Genomic DNA, 16877 nt, shown 5'->3' with positions numbered 1-16877 from the left:
AGCATAAAAAAAATCCCGCTTGCACGAGATATCAACAAATATACAAAATATTTACTTCAATTTTAAGATTGTTGTAAATTGCATCTCAATTTTTATCCGATGAAACACTTTTTTTTATTTATAAGCATCATTTTCTTAACAGCCTGTAGCAGTAATAATAGCAACGAGAATTGCAAGTTTTTGGTCAATGCTCAGGTGAATGCCTCTGTAAATATGAATCTTCCACAATACAGTCATTTACAATATACGAGCAATTCAGCTTATGTGCCCAATCAAGGCAATAAAGGTGTTATCGTTACTAACGTAGGCGGTAGTTACCGAGCTTGGGATGCCGCAGATCCTAATCATGAACAAAGCTCATGTTCATTACTAAAAATAAATGGCGCCAATGCAGTTTGTGGTTGCAATGACGCCAATACTTATAGCTTATTTACAGGTGGTTCCATTGGTACCCAATTACCTTGCGGACTTAAGGAATACCGCGTAAGCTTATCCGGAAACACCCTTATTATTACCAATTAAAACTTCAAGGTTGCTCCTACTAAGAAATTAGTGGTGGCTTGCGGATAATATCCAGCACCTTCAATTGTTGTAATTTCTCCTGGAACAGAGAAGTCATCATCATAGGTATAGTAATAGCCATTGGAAACATACTTTTCATTAAAGATATTGTTCACCAACCCAGATAATACGATGCTTTTGAAAACACTTCGCATTGGAATTTCATAAGTGATATTGAAATCATTTACAAAATAACTTTTTAGTTTTGAGCCTTCAGAATCTGTATTCCCCATATATTGATCGCCCACATACTTGCTCAATAAAGACATCTGGAAATTATCATTAGGCTGAAAAACGAATGCATTTGCAGCAACAACTTCTGGTGAAAACGAAATGTTAGTTTTACCTAAGTTGACCAATTGACCATCAAGTGACGTAATAGTTTCCTTGTTTTTATTAGAGCTCAACGTCAAATTAGGTTGTACTGAAAATTGCTTACTCAACATAATTGCTGCTTCTATTTCCAAACCTAAACGGTAACTATCGCCACTATTGGTACGGATTGGATTTCCAGATTTATCAATATTTCCAGTTAACACCAATTGCTCATTGTACAACATATAATACGCATTCACATTAAACCTGAACGCTTTATCAGTATGTCTCCAACCCAATTCAAAATCATTAAGTTGTTCTGGTTTTACGACGTCATTATTTTCAAAATCATCTCTATTAGGCTCTCTGTTTGCTCTTGCGTAAGAAAAATAAAGGTTATTAGCATCGTTCACTTTATAGGTAATTCCTGCCTTCGGATTGAAAAACGTGTAATTTTCATCGATATTAAAAGGTGCTCTATCAGAATTTAATCCCGTAGTTTTATAATCCACCAAACGCAATTGTAAATCGCCATAAACACTTACTTTGTCATTCAATCTATAAGTTGCTTTGGAAAATACACTGAAGTCGTTTTTCTTTCCGTTGCCATCATAATAACGATCTCTTATATTACTATTACTTGGGTATTGTGCCCAGATAATTTCACCAAAATGATCACCATCATACGTACTATATGATCCTCCAAAAGTCATATTGATAGCATTATTCTTGTAATTGGCATTCGCATTCAGGACATAAAAGTCATTATCCAACCAACGGCGTCTAATTAAATCTGTAGACGAGATAAGCTCACCATCAACAGTTATCGGATCAAGATCATAATCTTCAAAATCCTGATCGTCTTTATACTGTTCAAAATAACCACTACCCTTAGTGTAATTTAAGGCGATATTGGTAGACCATTGGTTAGAAAAACGTTCATTCCAATGTAATTGGTAATGATCTTGACGGTAATTATCTACTTCATTATCGTAGAATTGAGTGACCCCATTTTGATCGGTATACATTCCTGCGGTATTGAATGTTCGGTCATTTTTAAGTAGGTCTAAATCTTCCAAACCATTCCATGATTGATAGGTAACTTCTTTCCCTCCAAAAGTGATGGCTTTAATCAACGTGTTGTCATCAACATAAGCACCTTGTAAGAAATAGGATTTTAAATCAGAAGACGCACGATCAATATAGCCATCAGATTTTATGTTTGATAAACGCCCTGCGATTTCAAAATGATCATTTAATTTACCCGTACTGAATTTTACCGTATGCTTTCGGGTATTGAAACTACCAAAACTGTTAGAAATCTCTCCGTTGGCTTCGTCAGAAATAGCATCCGTAAGCACGTTAATGCTGGCTCCAAATGCTCCCGAACCGTTAGAAGATGTGCCTACACCGCGTTGCAATTGCAAACTTTCTACGGAAGATGCGAAATCATTTAAATTCACCCAAAACGTACCAAGAGATTCGGCATCATTATAAGGAATACCATTGATGGTCACGTTGGTAGATTGCGCATTGATACCGCGCACTCTGATGTACGTATAACCAACGCCCGCGCCCGCATCAGTGGTAGAAACGACAGAAGGTAAATAACCTAACAACACAGGAATATCCTGTCCTAAGTTACGTTTTGCAAGCTCTACCTTGGATATGTTTGAGTGGGTAATTGGTGAAGAGGCTTCAACGCGAACGGCTTTAACAAGAACTTCGTCAAGCTTTTCAACAACTGTTGAATCTTTAACTTTTTCTTGAGCATGCCCAGCAATACCAAGGGCTAACGAACATAAAATAAAAGATTGGAATTTTTGCCTTAAAAGGACTTGTAGAAAATTGAATAAATTTTTCACACGATTAGATTATAATCGAATAAAAAGAGGTCATTATTCTTGTTAGTAATTGTTTGTTTTCAGTTTTATCAAACCCTTCCGAAAATCGAAATTTACTTTTTAAAACTAATTGACGATTATCGCCATTCCCTAAACAGCATTACCTGTTCTAGGTTCATTGGGTATGATCTCAGCCGTTTCTAGGCACCCCTTTTTTGAGAACGGTGCAAAGATAGGAATGAAAAGAGAATTAAAAATCAAAAACGAAGAATTTTTAAATCTGTTTAAGGCGAATCAACTTAACCTCATGAACTCCAAACCCCTCTGAATAAAATCAAATAAGAAATTGATTTATTCAATTTCAGGGGGCTTTCTATTGGACTTTTTATCGGACACTTTTCGCTTTAGCTTCAATCGTTTTTTTACCACTGCTTTAGGGGTTTTAGTAGGAACGCGCTTTTTTGGAATAATCAACCCATCCTTTAGTAGTTCGAAAAAACGCTGAATCACAAGTTCTTTATTCTTATGCTGACTTCTACTTTCTTCACACTGCAACAAAAGCACATTCTCTTTAGTAAGTCGGTTAGCGATAGTTTTATTCAGCAGAAGCTTCTCCTCATCAGTCAAGCCCATAGAATTCTCCAAATCGAAAATGAGCTCCACTTTAGACGCTACCTTATTGACATTTTGACCTCCAGCGCCAGAGCTTCTAACGGCTTTAAATTGAAGCTCTGATTGTAAAATGTCTTTATTCATGGTTCTATTTTATCTGATGTGTAGGTTTCAATAAATCGGTAACGGTTTTCACTGGATTGAAGGTAATCAGTGGCACCTCAACAAAAACAGTATTCCAGAAGGCCATACTCCCATTCCAAAGTCCAGGAAGCTCCAAAGCTTTCAAGTCCTTGCCTGCCTTAGTTTTCATAGTGATAAAAGCAGTCTTTGGGTCAGTGAATTTTTGCAAATCAAAAACTTCACCTTTGTAATTCTTAATACCGCAAACTAAATCGACAGGATTAAAATGTGTGGCACTTTCAAGAATTTTTGTTTGGTTTTTATTATCCTTATCGATTTGAGCCGATTCTATAATTTGAAGTGATATTTGTCCGCTTTCATTCTTTACCCAAAATGGCCCACCTCCAGGCTCACCTTCATTTTTTACCATCCCACAAATGCGCATTGGTCGATTTAATTTATCAAAAAGATATTCGATTTGATATTTTTTGGAATATTTTTCAAACTCAGTACTAATGACCACGTTTAACTGATTCGCTAAAAATTCAGCAATCTCAATAAGATCTTGTTCTGAAAGTTCGCCACGTTCTAAAACCTCCAAATACTTAAATACCTGATGCTGCTTCTCAAGCAACATTCCAGCTAACATTTTCTTATATTCAGCAACCTTATCTTCATATTTATAAACCACAACATTGTCAATGTTTGTGATAAAAATGACATCAGTATCCAATTGATTTAGATTCTCTAAAAGCGCTCCATGTCCTGAAGGTCTGAATGTCAATTCCCCATTATCTTCTCTAAAAGGTTCATTTTTTGGAGTCACCGCTATTGTATCTGTAGATTCTTTCTGATATGAAAAAGCAATCTTAAATGTGGTATTGGTTTTAGATTCTACAATATTTTGAAGCTTTTCAAACTCCTCTTCAAACATTTCCTTGTGGCGTTCTGAGATTGTAAAATGCAAGAATGTGGACTTATTTGTAGATGCATAAAGTGCTCCATCAAATAGGTGCTCTTCAAAGGCAGTCGCTAAATGATCTTTATATTTATGAAATGGCAATAGTCCCTTCGGATAAAAACCATAATTCATTTTATCTTCATCTAACATCGTTTTGGCAAATAATAATTTCTGTTTGTCATTTGACCATGATTCATAATTAGGATAAAACTCTTTTAATTTTTCGAGTACTTTATCATAAAAAGGAAGTTTTTCAAGTCCTACGAAAAACAACGATAAATCTGCATCTTTAGTTCTATTGATAAAGGAATTTATCGTTTCGTTTTCAGGAACAAATTCTTCAATAAATCTAAAAAGTGATTTGAACATGCGCGTTGCCGCCCCTGATGCAGGTACAAATTTCGCTATGGAAACATTATTCCTTTGTTCTTCGAAGCGATGGATGTATTTATTTTTTTCGTCCTCAGAACATTCAACAATACCGTGACCCACAGTTGCAGCAGCTGTAAGATCAGCAAATGGAGTACCGCTTTCAAATAACTCCAATTGCGATTTCATCTTAGCCAAGGTCAGTCCCTTATTTTCAATCTGTAAAATATCTTTATCTGTAAATTTCACACTTTCAATTTTAAAAGTTCATCAATGTGGTCTTTGGCGGTTTTAAAACGTTCTTCCATAGATCCTTTCAACACTACGTAAGGCCTATTATATTTTTTCAAAGCACTTTCAAATGCTTCAAACATGACCTCCCTATCATTGGGTCTATCTCGTAAATCATCCGCTTCCCAAGGAATATCAATATAAGTCAAAAAATAGAGATCGTATGTATTTTCAATCGCAAATTTTTCTAACATAGGATCACAAAATCCGTCATAATAAGATTCAGAATAGACTTTGGTTTCCAATAAATCTGTATCGCAAATAAGTAGTTTATGAGCTTTAGGAGCCGCTTCATTTTCAAGTTGCATTTGTCCTTCAGCAATAGGCAACACATCATTTTTGGTGAGCGTTTTACTAACTAATAACTGCGCTTCGGCATATATTCGCGAATATTCAGGCACAAAAACGGTATTATAATGTAGTGCCAATTGCTTCGCCAAGGTGCTTTTCCCAGTTGATTCCGGACCAAACAAGACCACTTTTATGCAATCTGAGGGGTTTTGTCTAAGCTTTTCTTCCATGCTAAATATCCATAAATTGCAATAATCGTAAATCCGAAATACTGTATACTCGTAAATGTAAATCCTTTGTAAAAATAAAGAGGGATTGAAATGAGGTCTCCTACAATCCAATAGATCCAATTCTCAACTTTACGTCGTGCCATGAGCCACATTCCCACAAAAAATATCGCCGTAGTCAATGTGTCTACATACGCCATCCAACTGGTCCATTTGTCAAAGGATTTGTAAACAACAAACACAAATCCAAGGGTTGCCAAAAAGATAATACCGCTCATTTTATGTTCCCAAGCAGTTGTTTTTGAAATTGGGGTCACATGATCTGCATCTACTTTTCTTGTCCAAATATACCAACCATAAACGCTCATAATAAAATAATATGCGTTGATCATCATATCTCCCAACAGTTCCCATTTTAACAGTAAATAGACGAAAATACTCGTACTGATCATCCCTGTTGGAAACACCCAAATATTATTTTGCTTGGAGCACCATACGGAAAGAAACCCAAATATAACCGCTACTATTTCTAGAGCAATATCCATGGTATCGTAACCGGAATATTGACCAAAAAGAAAATCAAAAATGAGGCTCATAGTCGTGTCGGTCAGATTTAACGATTTTCATATAAAGCAATCCGCGCTCAATGAGTGTAAACGCTTCTTTAATCTCAGTAGTCAGCAGCTGCATTACCTCATCATAATCACCATACACTTGAGTACTTAAAGGATTCTCTAAAACCGTAAGTCCTGACGCTCTTAGTTTCTTTATAAAATGAATGATGCTCGGTTCATAGTCATCATGTAAAGGCGTTAAGGTTAATTCCACTGATATTTTCATTAGACTCTAATTTAGTTCAAAATTATATGTTTAATTCTTCAAAGAATGATGCATTTTCTTCAAATGCTGTTCCAATCACTACCAAATCTGCTCCAGCATCATACGCATTGTCGAGTTGTTGTTTAGAAGTAATGCCTCCGCCAATAATTAACGGGATGGTCAATTCTTCTTTTACCGCTTGAATAATATCTGCAGTAATAGGCTCTATCGCGCCGCTTCCTGCTTCCAAATAAATGCATTTCATACCCAACAATTGCGATGCTACAGCAGTATCAACAATATGCTGAATGTCATGTCGGGATAACGGTTTCGTTTTGGTGACGCGTTCTACAGCAGTTTCTTTACCATTTTCTATGAGTAAATAACCTGTTGGAATTGTCTCAATATTCATGGTTCTTAATACTGAAACCGCTTCAATTTGCTTTCCAATTAAATACTCAGGATTTCTTCCGGACACTAAAGACAGAAACAACAACGCATCTGCGTGTGACGACAATTGCGAAACATCTCCAGGAAAAATGACGATTGGCAATTCTGTTAAGCCTTTCAGCTTTTGTATTAATTCATCCGTTTTAAAAGGGTCAACCGTACTACCGCCTACAAAAATATGGGTAGCAATGGATGCTTTCACTTTGGACATGAAATCTGAAACCCTTTCAAGTTCCATTTTATCTGGATCTATCAGGATTGCCAAAAGTCGCTCACCTCTGGTAATGGAGGCATCAATATTTTGAAAAACTTCTTTTTGATTATTCACAACTACAGGCATATTTTTTCGCTCTAAAACATCTGAGTGTGAGCATTTATAGATTTTTATCTTCTGGCGACTACTACATTAATCAACACACATAAGCACAGGTAAAACCTTCAAATTCAAAGAAACGGGTTTCATATCTGTATTTTTTATCGTTATAATCAATCCACGCAATGGTCTCTTCATCCTTCACCATAAAAGGAATGACCAAAAAATGTTCTCTAAATAACATTCCCGGCGTTGCAAATAATTTATAAAGTGATTCTTTTATACACCAGATAACAGTCAGTTTATTGATGTAATCTTCAGCAGAACTCACTAAATAATCAAATTCATAACCAATAAACTTATGAGCGATAACCCCTATTTTTTGACGTTGTTTTTCGATATCAATACCAACCACAGTGTCGCTTACAATAACTCCAGAAAATGTGAATGAATGGGTGATAGAGATGAACTTACCGTCTTTTAGATGTGGTTTGCCATTTTCGTCATAATATAAATCGGCGTCTGTATATCCAAATTCCGCCAAAAGATGTCGCACACTTAAAAATCCGCGTTGGTGAAGCTCACTTTTCATGCCCAACACACGCCTCATACTTTCGTCTCTTAGCGTGAGTGTCTGAAGTAGTGCCTCATAGCTTTCCGTAATTTTCCAGATTTTAACAGTAGTTTGTGAATTTGGAGTAAGGGTTTTATATAATGGCATTTAAGTTTCTCGAAGTTATTAATTATCTTTGCAGTCGCAAAACGAATAATAGAAACAAATATACAATTATGTAATTCTTTAAACAACCACGTGTGTTTAGAAATGTGAGAATTACAGGATTGCATTTATTGAATCCAAAAAAAAATATTACAGATGAATACTAAAACAGTGCCTTACGTACCTTATAAAGTCAAAGACATGTCACTTGCGGCTTGGGGAAGAAAAGAAATTGAACTAGCTGAAGCCGAAATGCCAGGGTTGATGAGCCTACGTGAAGAATATGGCGATTCTCAACCTCTTAAAGGTGCTCGTATTGCAGGATGTTTGCATATGACCATTCAAACGGCGGTGTTGATTGAAACCTTAATTGCTCTTGGTGCCGAAGTAACATGGAGTTCTTGTAATATTTTCTCTACTCAAGATCAAGCAGCAGCGGCAATTGCTGAAGCTGGAATTCCTGTGTACGCTTGGAAAGGTATGACTGAGGAAGAGTTTAACTGGTGTATTGAGCAAACCTTGTTTTTTGGTGAAGACAGAAAGCCATTAAACATGATTTTAGATGATGGTGGCGATTTGACCAACATGGTATTTGATAAATATCCTGAGTTGATGGAAGGCATTAACGGACTTTCTGAAGAAACAACTACAGGTGTTCACAGACTTTATGAGCGTATGAAAAATGGCACTTTATCTATGCCTGCAATCAACGTAAATGATTCTGTAACGAAATCTAAATTTGACAACAAATACGGTTGTCGCGAGAGTGCAGTAGATGCTGTACGTCGTGCGACTGACTTAATGTTGGCGGGTAAACGTGTTGTAGTTTGTGGTTATGGTGATGTTGGTAAAGGTACAGCTGCATCTTTTAAAGGTGCTGGAAGTATTGTAACCGTCACTGAAATCGACCCAATTTGTGCATTGCAAGCAGCGATGGACGGTTTTGAAGTTAAAAAATTAGAGACTGTTGTTGCTAATGCTGATATCGTCATTACGACTACCGGAAATAAAGACATCGTTCAAGGGAAGCACTTTGAAATGATGAAAGATAAAACTGTTGTTTGTAATATTGGTCACTTCGATAATGAAATCGAAATGTCTTGGTTGAATAAAAACTACGGTGATACTAAAGTTGAAATTAAACCACAAGTTGATAAATATACCATCAACGGAAAAGACATTATTATTTTGGCTGAAGGCCGATTGGTGAACTTAGGATGTGCTACTGGTCACCCAAGTTTTGTAATGAGTAACTCATTTACGAACCAAACTTTAGCACAAATAGAATTGTGGACCAACAGAGATGCTTACGAGAATAAAGTATATATGTTGCCGAAGCATTTGGATGAAAAAGTAGCTAAATTACACTTAGAAAAAATTGGAGTTGAATTGACTGAATTACGTGAAGACCAAGCGGAATATATTGGAGTTGCGGTTGAAGGTCCTTACAAACCAGAATACTACAGATACTAATAATCCTTAAAATATAAGTTCAAAATCCCAAGCAGTAATGTTTGGGATTTTTTGTTTTTATGATATTGACAGACAGTGTCACTTCGAGTGATTTTCAAGCACGGCAGTGATTGAAAATAGTATCGAGAAGCGTGTAAAAACTCGATATGAATTAGCAAAAAGTTCTCGATACATCCCGAAAGCTTCAACTTAATAATTCTCAACCAAAACAATTCCCATAGCTTTCAGGACACTCGAACTGACAATCGTTACTTACTGTCACTTCGAGTGATTTTCAAGCACGGCAGTGATTGAAAATAGTATCGAGAAGCGTGATAAATCATTTAATGTACTAATAACAAGTTCTCGATACATCCTGAAAGCATTGACATTATCTTTCTCAATCAAATCATCCCCGAAGCTTTCAGGACACTCGAACTGACAAACTTTACGCATTGCATTTACAAGACGCATGTTAAAATTTACAGCGCCATTTCAATTCACTTGAATAATCCCTAACTTGTATAGTGTTATGGCCTATGATGAACCCAATATAATCGTTCCAAGATTCAACGAGGAATCTGGTTTTTATACCACCAAAAAGCGCTCAAAAATAATGAGCCGAATTCGTGGTAAAAACACCAAACCTGAAATTTTGTTGAGGAAAGCCTTATGGTCTAAAAACATTCGCTATCGTATAGACAGCAAACAATTACCTGGCAAACCGGATATCGCCATAAAGAAATACAAACTCGCCATTTTTATTGATAGCGAATTTTGGCACGGTTACAATTGGGATGAGCGAAAAGACAGCATTAAAAGCAATAGAAAATTTTGGATCCCCAAAATTGAACGGAACATGCAACGCGACAGACAGGTCAATCAAGAACTAGTTGAAATGGGCTATACTGTATTTCGGTTTTGGTCAAAGGAAATCTTAAACGACTTGGACAGATGCGTTAATGACATTCTTGTATTTATCGCCACAGGTGAAAATACTTGATGGCGTAATTACATAAAAAAAAGCCCTTTCAAACAATTGAAAGGGCCTTTCCTCTTTAAGAACACAAATTATTTGCTCTTCTTGGCTTTTTTAGTTTTGCCAGACTTTTTATTAGTCTTTGGGTGCACCAAAGTCATTTCATCAATTAAGTGTTTTGCACCAGCGTATTTATCAACAATAAACAACACATAGCGCAAATCGACCATAATGTTTCTACAAATTTCTGGATCGTAATAAATATCGCTCATCGTACCTTCCCAAACACGGTCAAAATTTAAACCGACTAAGTTTCCGTGGGCATCAATTGCTGGACTACCAGAATTTCCTCCGGTGGTGTGGTTTGTTCCGATAAAATTCACTGGCACTTTCCCTGAAGCATCTGCATACTGACCGAAATCTTTATCTGCATATAATTGCTGTAATTTTTCAGGCACATCAAATTCATAATCGCCAGGCACATATTTCTCCATAACACCATCTAAATAGGTTACAGGCTCATAATATACTGCATCTCTAGGCTCATAGCCTTTAACCTTTCCGTAGGTAACGCGCAAGGTTCCGTTAGCATCTGGGAAATAACGTTGCTCTGGCAACACTTCCATTAATGCGGTCATGTATTGTTGCTCAAGCGCATTAATCTGCGGGTTAAGCTCTTGGAATTTTGGTTCTATAACGGTATAAAATTCAATGATAAAAGGTTTTAAATATTGATATGCCGCATCATTATTTAATTTCTCTAACACTTCTGATGAAGTACCTTCCAACACTTTTAATGCACTATCCAAGTTAGTAAAGGCAGTTTTATCGTAAATAGTGGCATCAACATTATCAGTATACAAAGGCATTACAGATTCGAAAACGCCTCTATCTACAGTAGCGTTATAATCTTTATAAATACCTTTTAATCGACCTATATTAGCATCTCTTTGTTTCTCAAAAGTTTCTTCTCCATTAGCCGCTGCACCTTCAAGTTGCGCAAGATTAAAGATTACAGGAGTCAATTCATTAGTTCTTAAAAAGACCTCAATAAAACTACGACGCTTCACATTCACATCTTCAATTTCATTGTATAGACGTTCAAGTTCTGGTAAAACCTGTCCGTATTTACCATCCAATCCTTTAGCCTTTAACTGTTTTGTGAATTCAGCTTCCTGTGCTTTTTTAATGCCGATAGCACCACTTTTTTCAATTCCTAAATTCTCACCAATCCATTTTTTCCATGCATTTGCGATACGCGCTTGTTTTGAAGCATATTGGATTCTGATTTGATCATCCGCTTTCATATTGGCATCAATCACCTTTAAAGCAGCCTCTCTAATCGCAATAGTTTTAGGATTGATTTTCTCTACTGTTTGCGCTACTGCAACGGCAGGCAAATATTCGTCCGTTGTTCCTGGGAACCCAAAAACCATCGTAAAATCATCTTCACTAATTCCATCTAATGAAACAGGTAAGAAGTGTTTTGGTGTAAACGGCACGTTATCCTTAGAATATTTTGCTGGACGGTTATTTTTATCGGCGTAAATTCTAAACATTGAGAAATCGCCTGTATGACGTGGCCACACCCAGTTATCAGTATCAGATCCAAACTTTCCAATACTTGATGGTGGCGTGCCTACCAATCTCACATCTTCATAACGTTCCGTAACGAAAAGGAAATATTGGTTGCCTTTGTAAAACGCTTTTATTTTAGTGTCTTGCCACTCTTCTTTCTTTGCTGCTTTTTCAATGGCAGTACTGTTACTTCCTCTTTTGGCTTGTTGCTCTCTGTCTGACATATCAGCAGTAACACCTTCTAAAACTTGTTTTGTAACGTCTTCTATTCTGACGATAAACTCAACAAACAATCCTTCGTTAGGCAGTTCTTCACTAAGAGTTTTGGCCCAAAATCCGTTTTTCAGATAATCGTTTTCTAAGGATGAATGCGATTGGATTTGACTAAATCCACAGTGATGGTTCGTTAAAATCAAGCCTTTTGGCGAAATGACCTCACTGGTACAACCGCCATTAAAATGCCCAATGGCATCTTTTAAACTTGAATTATTAACATCATAAATATCTTTTGCAGTCAATTTACTGCCAAGACTTTGCATTTCAGTTTCATTCATACCCTGAAGTAAGGACGGAATCCACATTCCTCCTTGTTGGGCAGAAACTTGAAGCGTAACAAAAAGAACTAAAAATTTAATAAGTTTCATATCTCACAATTTGTTTTAAAAAAGATGTCAAATATAAGCAAGCCGCTACGAAAAGTAAACTATTTACATATGAATTACAGCTTTAACACATAACTGAATAGTAAAGAACCCATCGCTATCATTGTGAGTTTTTTTGTTTATATTATCTTCTTATTTCAAAACCATTCAAAAATGCAACACCGTTCCAAGCTTCCCAATGTGGGCACCACTATATTTACAGTAATGAGCAGCCTGGCTCAAGAACATCACGCACTTAATTTATCTCAAGGGTTTCCAAATTTTAAGAGTGATCAAAAACTCATTGATTTAGTTAGTAATGCGATGAATTCAGGCCATAATCAGTATGCTCCTATGGCTGGAATCATGGAATTACGTGTGGCAATTGCGAATAAATTTGAGAATCTCTACAATACATCATATCATCCGGATTCAGAAATTACCGTAACTGCGGGCGCAACACAAGCCATCTTCACGATTATTTCGGCGTTTATAAAACAAGACGATGAAGTGATTATTTTCAGGCCAGCTTATGATTGTTATGACCCAGCCGTAGAACTCAATGGCGGTAAAGTTATTTCGGTACAATTAGAAGCGCCAGATTATAAAGTGAATTGGGATGAAGTTAAAAAGATCATTACCTACAAAACGAAAATGATCATCATCAACACCCCACAAAACCCTAGTGGCACTATTTTTTCTAAGGACGACATGCTCAAATTGGAAGATTTATTAAGGGGAACAAATATCATTTTACTGAGTGATGAAGTGTATGAGCATATTATTTTTGATGACGAGAAACACCAAAGCGCCTGTTTATTTCCAGATTTGAAATCGAGAAGCTTTATTGTGGCCTCTTTTGGGAAAACATTTCATAATACAGGATGGAAAACCGGTTATTGCTGTGCTCCGAAAGAGTTAATGGCCGAGTTTCAAAAAGCGCATCAATTTAATGTGTTTTGCGTCAATCACCCTGTACAGAAGGCGTTAGCGGAATACTTACAGGAACCAAACCATTATCTTGGACTTTCTAATTTTTATCAACAGAAGCGCGATTTATTCTTAAGTCTCATAGCGGATTCTCGATTTAAATTCACTCCGGCAAAAGGGACCTATTTTCAGGTTTTGGACTACTCAACAATCACAACTGAAAACGACGTTGAGTTTGCAAAACGATTGACCATAGATCACAAAATCGCGTCCATCCCCCTATCCGTGTTTAATACTCATAATTTAGACAATAAAGTGCTACGGTTTTGTTTGGCCAAAACTGATGATACCTTAAAACAGGCCGCTGATATTTTAAATACTATTTGATGTTTGCAATTTATTAAATGCTTGTTCCGGATATGACTAAGTTTTCAACGTGTATTTGAACTCTAAAAAATTAAAAAATGATCCTAAAATCGCTTACTTTTGTAGCAGAATAAATCGCATAGGTTTGATGACGTTGAAAGGAACTATGCGCTATTTAAAAATCTAAATATTATATTATGAAAACTTGGATACTCGTATTGTTTTTATGCTTAGGTACTTTCGTTAATGCTCAAGAAGTTATTAGCAAAGGAACAGCATATGAAGTGAGAAAGAAAGCTATTTTTAAAGACGGTGTTGACATTACTGCTACCCTTGAAAAAGGCGAAAAAGATGCTATTTTTAAAACTCTTAAAACGCAGCAGAAAGAAGCGAAAAAAGCTGAAGATGCTAGAAAAAGACTTGAGAAGAACGCTAAAAACGCAGAAAAGGCTCAGAAACAAGCGGCTAAAGAATTAAAAAAGAAGCAAAAAGCACAAGACAGATTTGAAAGAGCCACTAAAAAACTGAACCAAAATCAGGAGAAATACGAAAGGCTTAAAATGAGAGGGAAATTGTCTCCAAATGATGAGGCAAAATGGCTTAAGAGCTTAGAGCGCTATAAAAAAGATTTAGATAAGGCAACTAAAAACCTGAGACGTTCATAGTGTCTAAATTTTTAAATATTGCCCTAATTCAATCCAAGCTAGCTTGGGAAAATCCGCAGCAAAATAGAGCCGATTTTTCAAAAAAAATCGAATCGCTTGATGCTACTGTAGATCTTGTCGTGCTGCCTGAAATGTTCACCTCCGGATTCACGATGAATCCTTCCCACGTGGCGGAAACTATGGAAGGTGAAACAATTTCGTGGCTAAAAACAGTAGCGACCAAAAAACAAATTGCCATTACAGGAAGTGTTGTCATCAGTGAAAATGGCAACTATTATAACCGTATGGTTTTTGTGCATCCTAATGGAAGCATTGAGCAGTATGATAAGCGCCATACGTTCACGCTTGCGGGTGAAGACAAAGTCTATACCGCGGGTGACAAAAAACTTATTGTAGATTATAAAGGCTGGAAAATTTGCCCGCTTATCTGTTATGATCTGAGATTCCCCGTATGGTCAAGAAACGTTGAAAATTACGATTTACTTATTTACGTTGCCAATTGGCCAGCTTCGCGGATGGTTGCTTGGGACACGTTGTTAAAAGCACGTGCCATTGAAAACATGAGTTATTGTGTGGGTGTTAACAGAGTGGGCACAGACGACAACAATCATGAATATTCGGGTCATTCTGCCGCTTATGATGTATTGGGCAATCGGTTAGACAACATCCCTTTTGATGAAGAAGCCATCGAAATTGTGAGCCTTAAAAAAGACGATATCACAACCTATAGAGACAAACTTAGTTTTCTATCGGATCAGGATCAGTTTTCAATAAAATAAATTCCTCAACCGTATCCCAACCTGTTCTTGCATCAATAACGTTCGGTTTATAGCTGATACGCTCAGGTTGGATCTTTTTTAGATAATTTCCTGTATCCCATTTTCGGTTCCCATTCGCATCAAAAACAACCCTTAAATAATATTTTGCTGGATTGATATGTCTGAAATCGAACATGCGTGGTTCATCAGCAAATTGTTCGTACTTCACCACGCCCTTATCATCCGTCAACTGTACAATTACAGGATACACGGCGTCTACCAACGTTACACGCACATCAGAAAGTTCAGAAAATCTTTTGGTTTTAAACTCATACCTTAAGGTATCATTGACATTCCCATAGAAATCGGTAATCCCTTTTGGCAATATTTGAATCTTATACGTATTGGCTTCGGTTTTATCAAACTTAAAACGAAACCTATTTTTAAGGGTATCAAACTCTGTACGGAATGCTATATTCATTGAATCCTTGTCGATAATTGACACCTTGCTTTCATCTAATTTTTCGAGAGGCACATTGGCGTCAATCGCAAAATCATCATCAAAATTAATCGTACTCGTTACAGAAGATTTTATGCTTAAAGAATCCACTTTTAAATCTCTGAACCGATGTTTTAAAGTATCAGTAAACATTTTATTTTTTACAACAAAATAAGTCGTATCCATTTCAACTTTAGGTTTGTACCAATAATAGAGCGTGTCCTTTTCAGCATCTTTAACTATACGGTGTTCAAAACCTTCAGGCTTATCGCCTAACATTTCAATGGTGGCCGATTTATAATCACCTCTAAACCCAAATTCAATTTTTTGTTTTGCTACTTGCATTGGACGTTCCACACTGAAATCGGCGATTTCCTTAAACAATTTCAATTCATAAAACGAATCTGTTGGCACTGTTATTTCCTTATCGTAAAACCCGATTTTATCCGATTTCTGCTGATACGTATAATTCCCATTGTCATCCTTTAAAGCGACCAAACGGTATTTACCTGCTTTAATATTATCAATACTAAACGTGCTCACACTATCTAATGTGTTGGTCACGTATTTAGGATGTTTCTTGTAAACTGTCGAATCTGAAAATGTCTCATCAACCTCGTACAACATGACCGTAACAAATTTTTCTGGCTCACGTTTTTCGGCATCAATAATAGCACCTTTTACAGATAGCGAATCGATATAATTACCCGTAGAAAACACATATTTGTAATAAGAATATGGATTTTCCTCATTGTTATCTACAATACTTTGTCCGAAATTGAACGCATAAGTTGTATTAGCCTGTAAGGTATCGTTGATTTTTATGGTGATGTATTTACTCGCACTTCCAAGAGGCATAACATCCGGCATCGGATCCATTGGAGGCGAGATAATCAGCTGTTTTTGGACATTCTTAATCTTGATATATTCATCAAAATAGATCTTGATTTCCTTACCCTTAAAATTAGTCGTATAATTTTCTGGTGATGATTTTGTAATTCGTGGTGGTTGCGTGTCCTTTTCCCCTCCTGAAGGCGTACCTCTATTGGCACAATTGACAAGGGTTACAAGAATTCCAACAAAAAGAAATAGTTTATAATAGGTTTTTACCATCA

General features: G+C 36.4%; 16 protein-coding genes. 6 read left to right on the top strand and 10 right to left on the bottom strand.

Translation table 11 applies throughout. The features are described from left to right. Positions 1 to 99: 99 nt before the first annotated feature. Positions 100 to 522 carry a hypothetical protein gene (locus Q0947_RS13145; protein ID WP_299398478.1) on the top strand — a complete coding sequence of 141 codons (423 nt, stop codon included), beginning with the start codon at positions 100 to 102 and terminating at the stop codon, positions 520 to 522. Here Q0947_RS13145 and Q0947_RS13140 read toward each other — a convergent pair. The 8 genes from Q0947_RS13140 to Q0947_RS13105 form a co-directional block, all read right to left on the bottom strand. Further along, positions 519 to 2741, bottom strand: coding sequence for a TonB-dependent receptor (locus tag Q0947_RS13140; RefSeq protein WP_299398476.1), 2223 nt, complete (start codon positions 2739 to 2741; stop codon positions 519 to 521). The genes Q0947_RS13145 and Q0947_RS13140 overlap by 4 nt on opposite strands. Before the next feature lie 330 nt (positions 2742 to 3071). Further along, positions 3072 to 3476 (bottom strand): alternative ribosome rescue aminoacyl-tRNA hydrolase ArfB, encoded by a 405-nt coding sequence (gene arfB, locus Q0947_RS13135; RefSeq protein WP_299398473.1) that lies wholly within the window; start codon positions 3474 to 3476, stop codon positions 3072 to 3074. A gap of 4 nt (positions 3477 to 3480) precedes the next feature. Further along, positions 3481 to 5034, bottom strand: a complete 1554-nt coding sequence (locus Q0947_RS13130; RefSeq protein WP_299398471.1) for a DUF4301 family protein — start codon at positions 5032 to 5034, stop codon at positions 3481 to 3483. Continuing rightward, the gene (locus Q0947_RS13125; protein WP_299398469.1) at positions 5031 to 5597 is read right to left on the bottom strand and encodes an ATP-binding protein; all 567 of its coding nucleotides are present in this window, start codon (positions 5595 to 5597) and stop codon (positions 5031 to 5033) included. Before Q0947_RS13125 ends, Q0947_RS13130 begins: the two co-directional genes overlap by 4 nt. Then, entirely contained in the window at positions 5558 to 6190 is a 633-nt protein-coding gene (gene pnuC, locus Q0947_RS13120) for a nicotinamide riboside transporter PnuC (RefSeq protein ID WP_299398467.1), read from the bottom strand. Before pnuC ends, Q0947_RS13125 begins: the two co-directional genes overlap by 40 nt. Next, positions 6174 to 6434, bottom strand: coding sequence for a thiamine-binding protein (locus Q0947_RS13115; RefSeq protein WP_133756656.1), 261 nt, complete (start codon positions 6432 to 6434; stop codon positions 6174 to 6176). Before Q0947_RS13115 ends, pnuC begins: the two co-directional genes overlap by 17 nt. A gap of 22 nt (positions 6435 to 6456) precedes the next feature. Next, positions 6457 to 7203: a geranylgeranylglyceryl/heptaprenylglyceryl phosphate synthase gene (locus tag Q0947_RS13110; RefSeq protein WP_299398464.1), complete on the bottom strand. Its 747-nt coding sequence runs from the start codon at positions 7201 to 7203 to the stop codon at positions 6457 to 6459. Between the two features lie 70 nt (positions 7204 to 7273). Further along, on the bottom strand, positions 7274 to 7897 hold the full coding sequence (locus Q0947_RS13105) for a 4'-phosphopantetheinyl transferase superfamily protein (protein WP_299398461.1): 624 nt from the start codon (positions 7895 to 7897) through the stop codon (positions 7274 to 7276). Between the two features lie 153 nt (positions 7898 to 8050). Here Q0947_RS13105 and ahcY point away from each other — a divergent pair, with 153 nt between their 5' ends. Next, a complete protein-coding gene (gene ahcY / locus Q0947_RS13100) occupies positions 8051 to 9367 on the top strand; it encodes an adenosylhomocysteinase (RefSeq protein WP_299398458.1) in 1317 nt (438 codons plus the stop codon). Between the two features lie 511 nt (positions 9368 to 9878). After that, the gene (locus tag Q0947_RS13095) at positions 9879 to 10349 is read left to right on the top strand and encodes a very short patch repair endonuclease (protein WP_299398455.1); all 471 of its coding nucleotides are present in this window, start codon (positions 9879 to 9881) and stop codon (positions 10347 to 10349) included. A gap of 68 nt (positions 10350 to 10417) precedes the next feature. On the opposite strand, the gene Q0947_RS13090 is transcribed toward Q0947_RS13095, so the two are convergent. Next, the gene (locus Q0947_RS13090; RefSeq protein ID WP_299398453.1) at positions 10418 to 12547 is read right to left on the bottom strand and encodes a S46 family peptidase; all 2130 of its coding nucleotides are present in this window, start codon (positions 12545 to 12547) and stop codon (positions 10418 to 10420) included. A gap of 171 nt (positions 12548 to 12718) precedes the next feature. Between Q0947_RS13090 and Q0947_RS13085 the strand changes: the two genes are divergently transcribed. The 3 genes from Q0947_RS13085 to Q0947_RS13075 all read left to right on the top strand — a co-directional run bounded on the left by Q0947_RS13085 (position 12719) and on the right by Q0947_RS13075 (position 15284). Further along, on the top strand, positions 12719 to 13861 hold the full coding sequence (locus Q0947_RS13085; RefSeq protein WP_299398450.1) for a methionine aminotransferase: 1143 nt from the start codon (positions 12719 to 12721) through the stop codon (positions 13859 to 13861). Between the two features lie 176 nt (positions 13862 to 14037). Next, positions 14038 to 14505: a hypothetical protein gene (locus Q0947_RS13080; protein ID WP_299398447.1), complete on the top strand. Its 468-nt coding sequence runs from the start codon at positions 14038 to 14040 to the stop codon at positions 14503 to 14505. Then, on the top strand, positions 14505 to 15284 hold the full coding sequence (locus Q0947_RS13075; RefSeq protein WP_299398443.1) for an amidohydrolase: 780 nt from the start codon (positions 14505 to 14507) through the stop codon (positions 15282 to 15284). Before Q0947_RS13080 ends, Q0947_RS13075 begins: the two co-directional genes overlap by 1 nt. On the opposite strand, the gene Q0947_RS13070 is transcribed toward Q0947_RS13075, so the two are convergent. Beyond that, a complete protein-coding gene (locus Q0947_RS13070; protein ID WP_299398438.1) occupies positions 15244 to 16875 on the bottom strand; it encodes an Ig-like domain-containing domain in 1632 nt (543 codons plus the stop codon). The two genes, Q0947_RS13075 and Q0947_RS13070, sit on opposite strands and share 41 nt — an antisense overlap. Positions 16876 to 16877: the final 2 nt, after the last annotated feature.

Source organism: uncultured Gelidibacter sp., from assembly GCF_947500795.1.
Classification (GTDB): Bacteria; Bacteroidota; Bacteroidia; order Flavobacteriales; family Flavobacteriaceae; genus Gelidibacter.
This window is presented reverse-complemented; position numbering and strand designations above follow the sequence as displayed.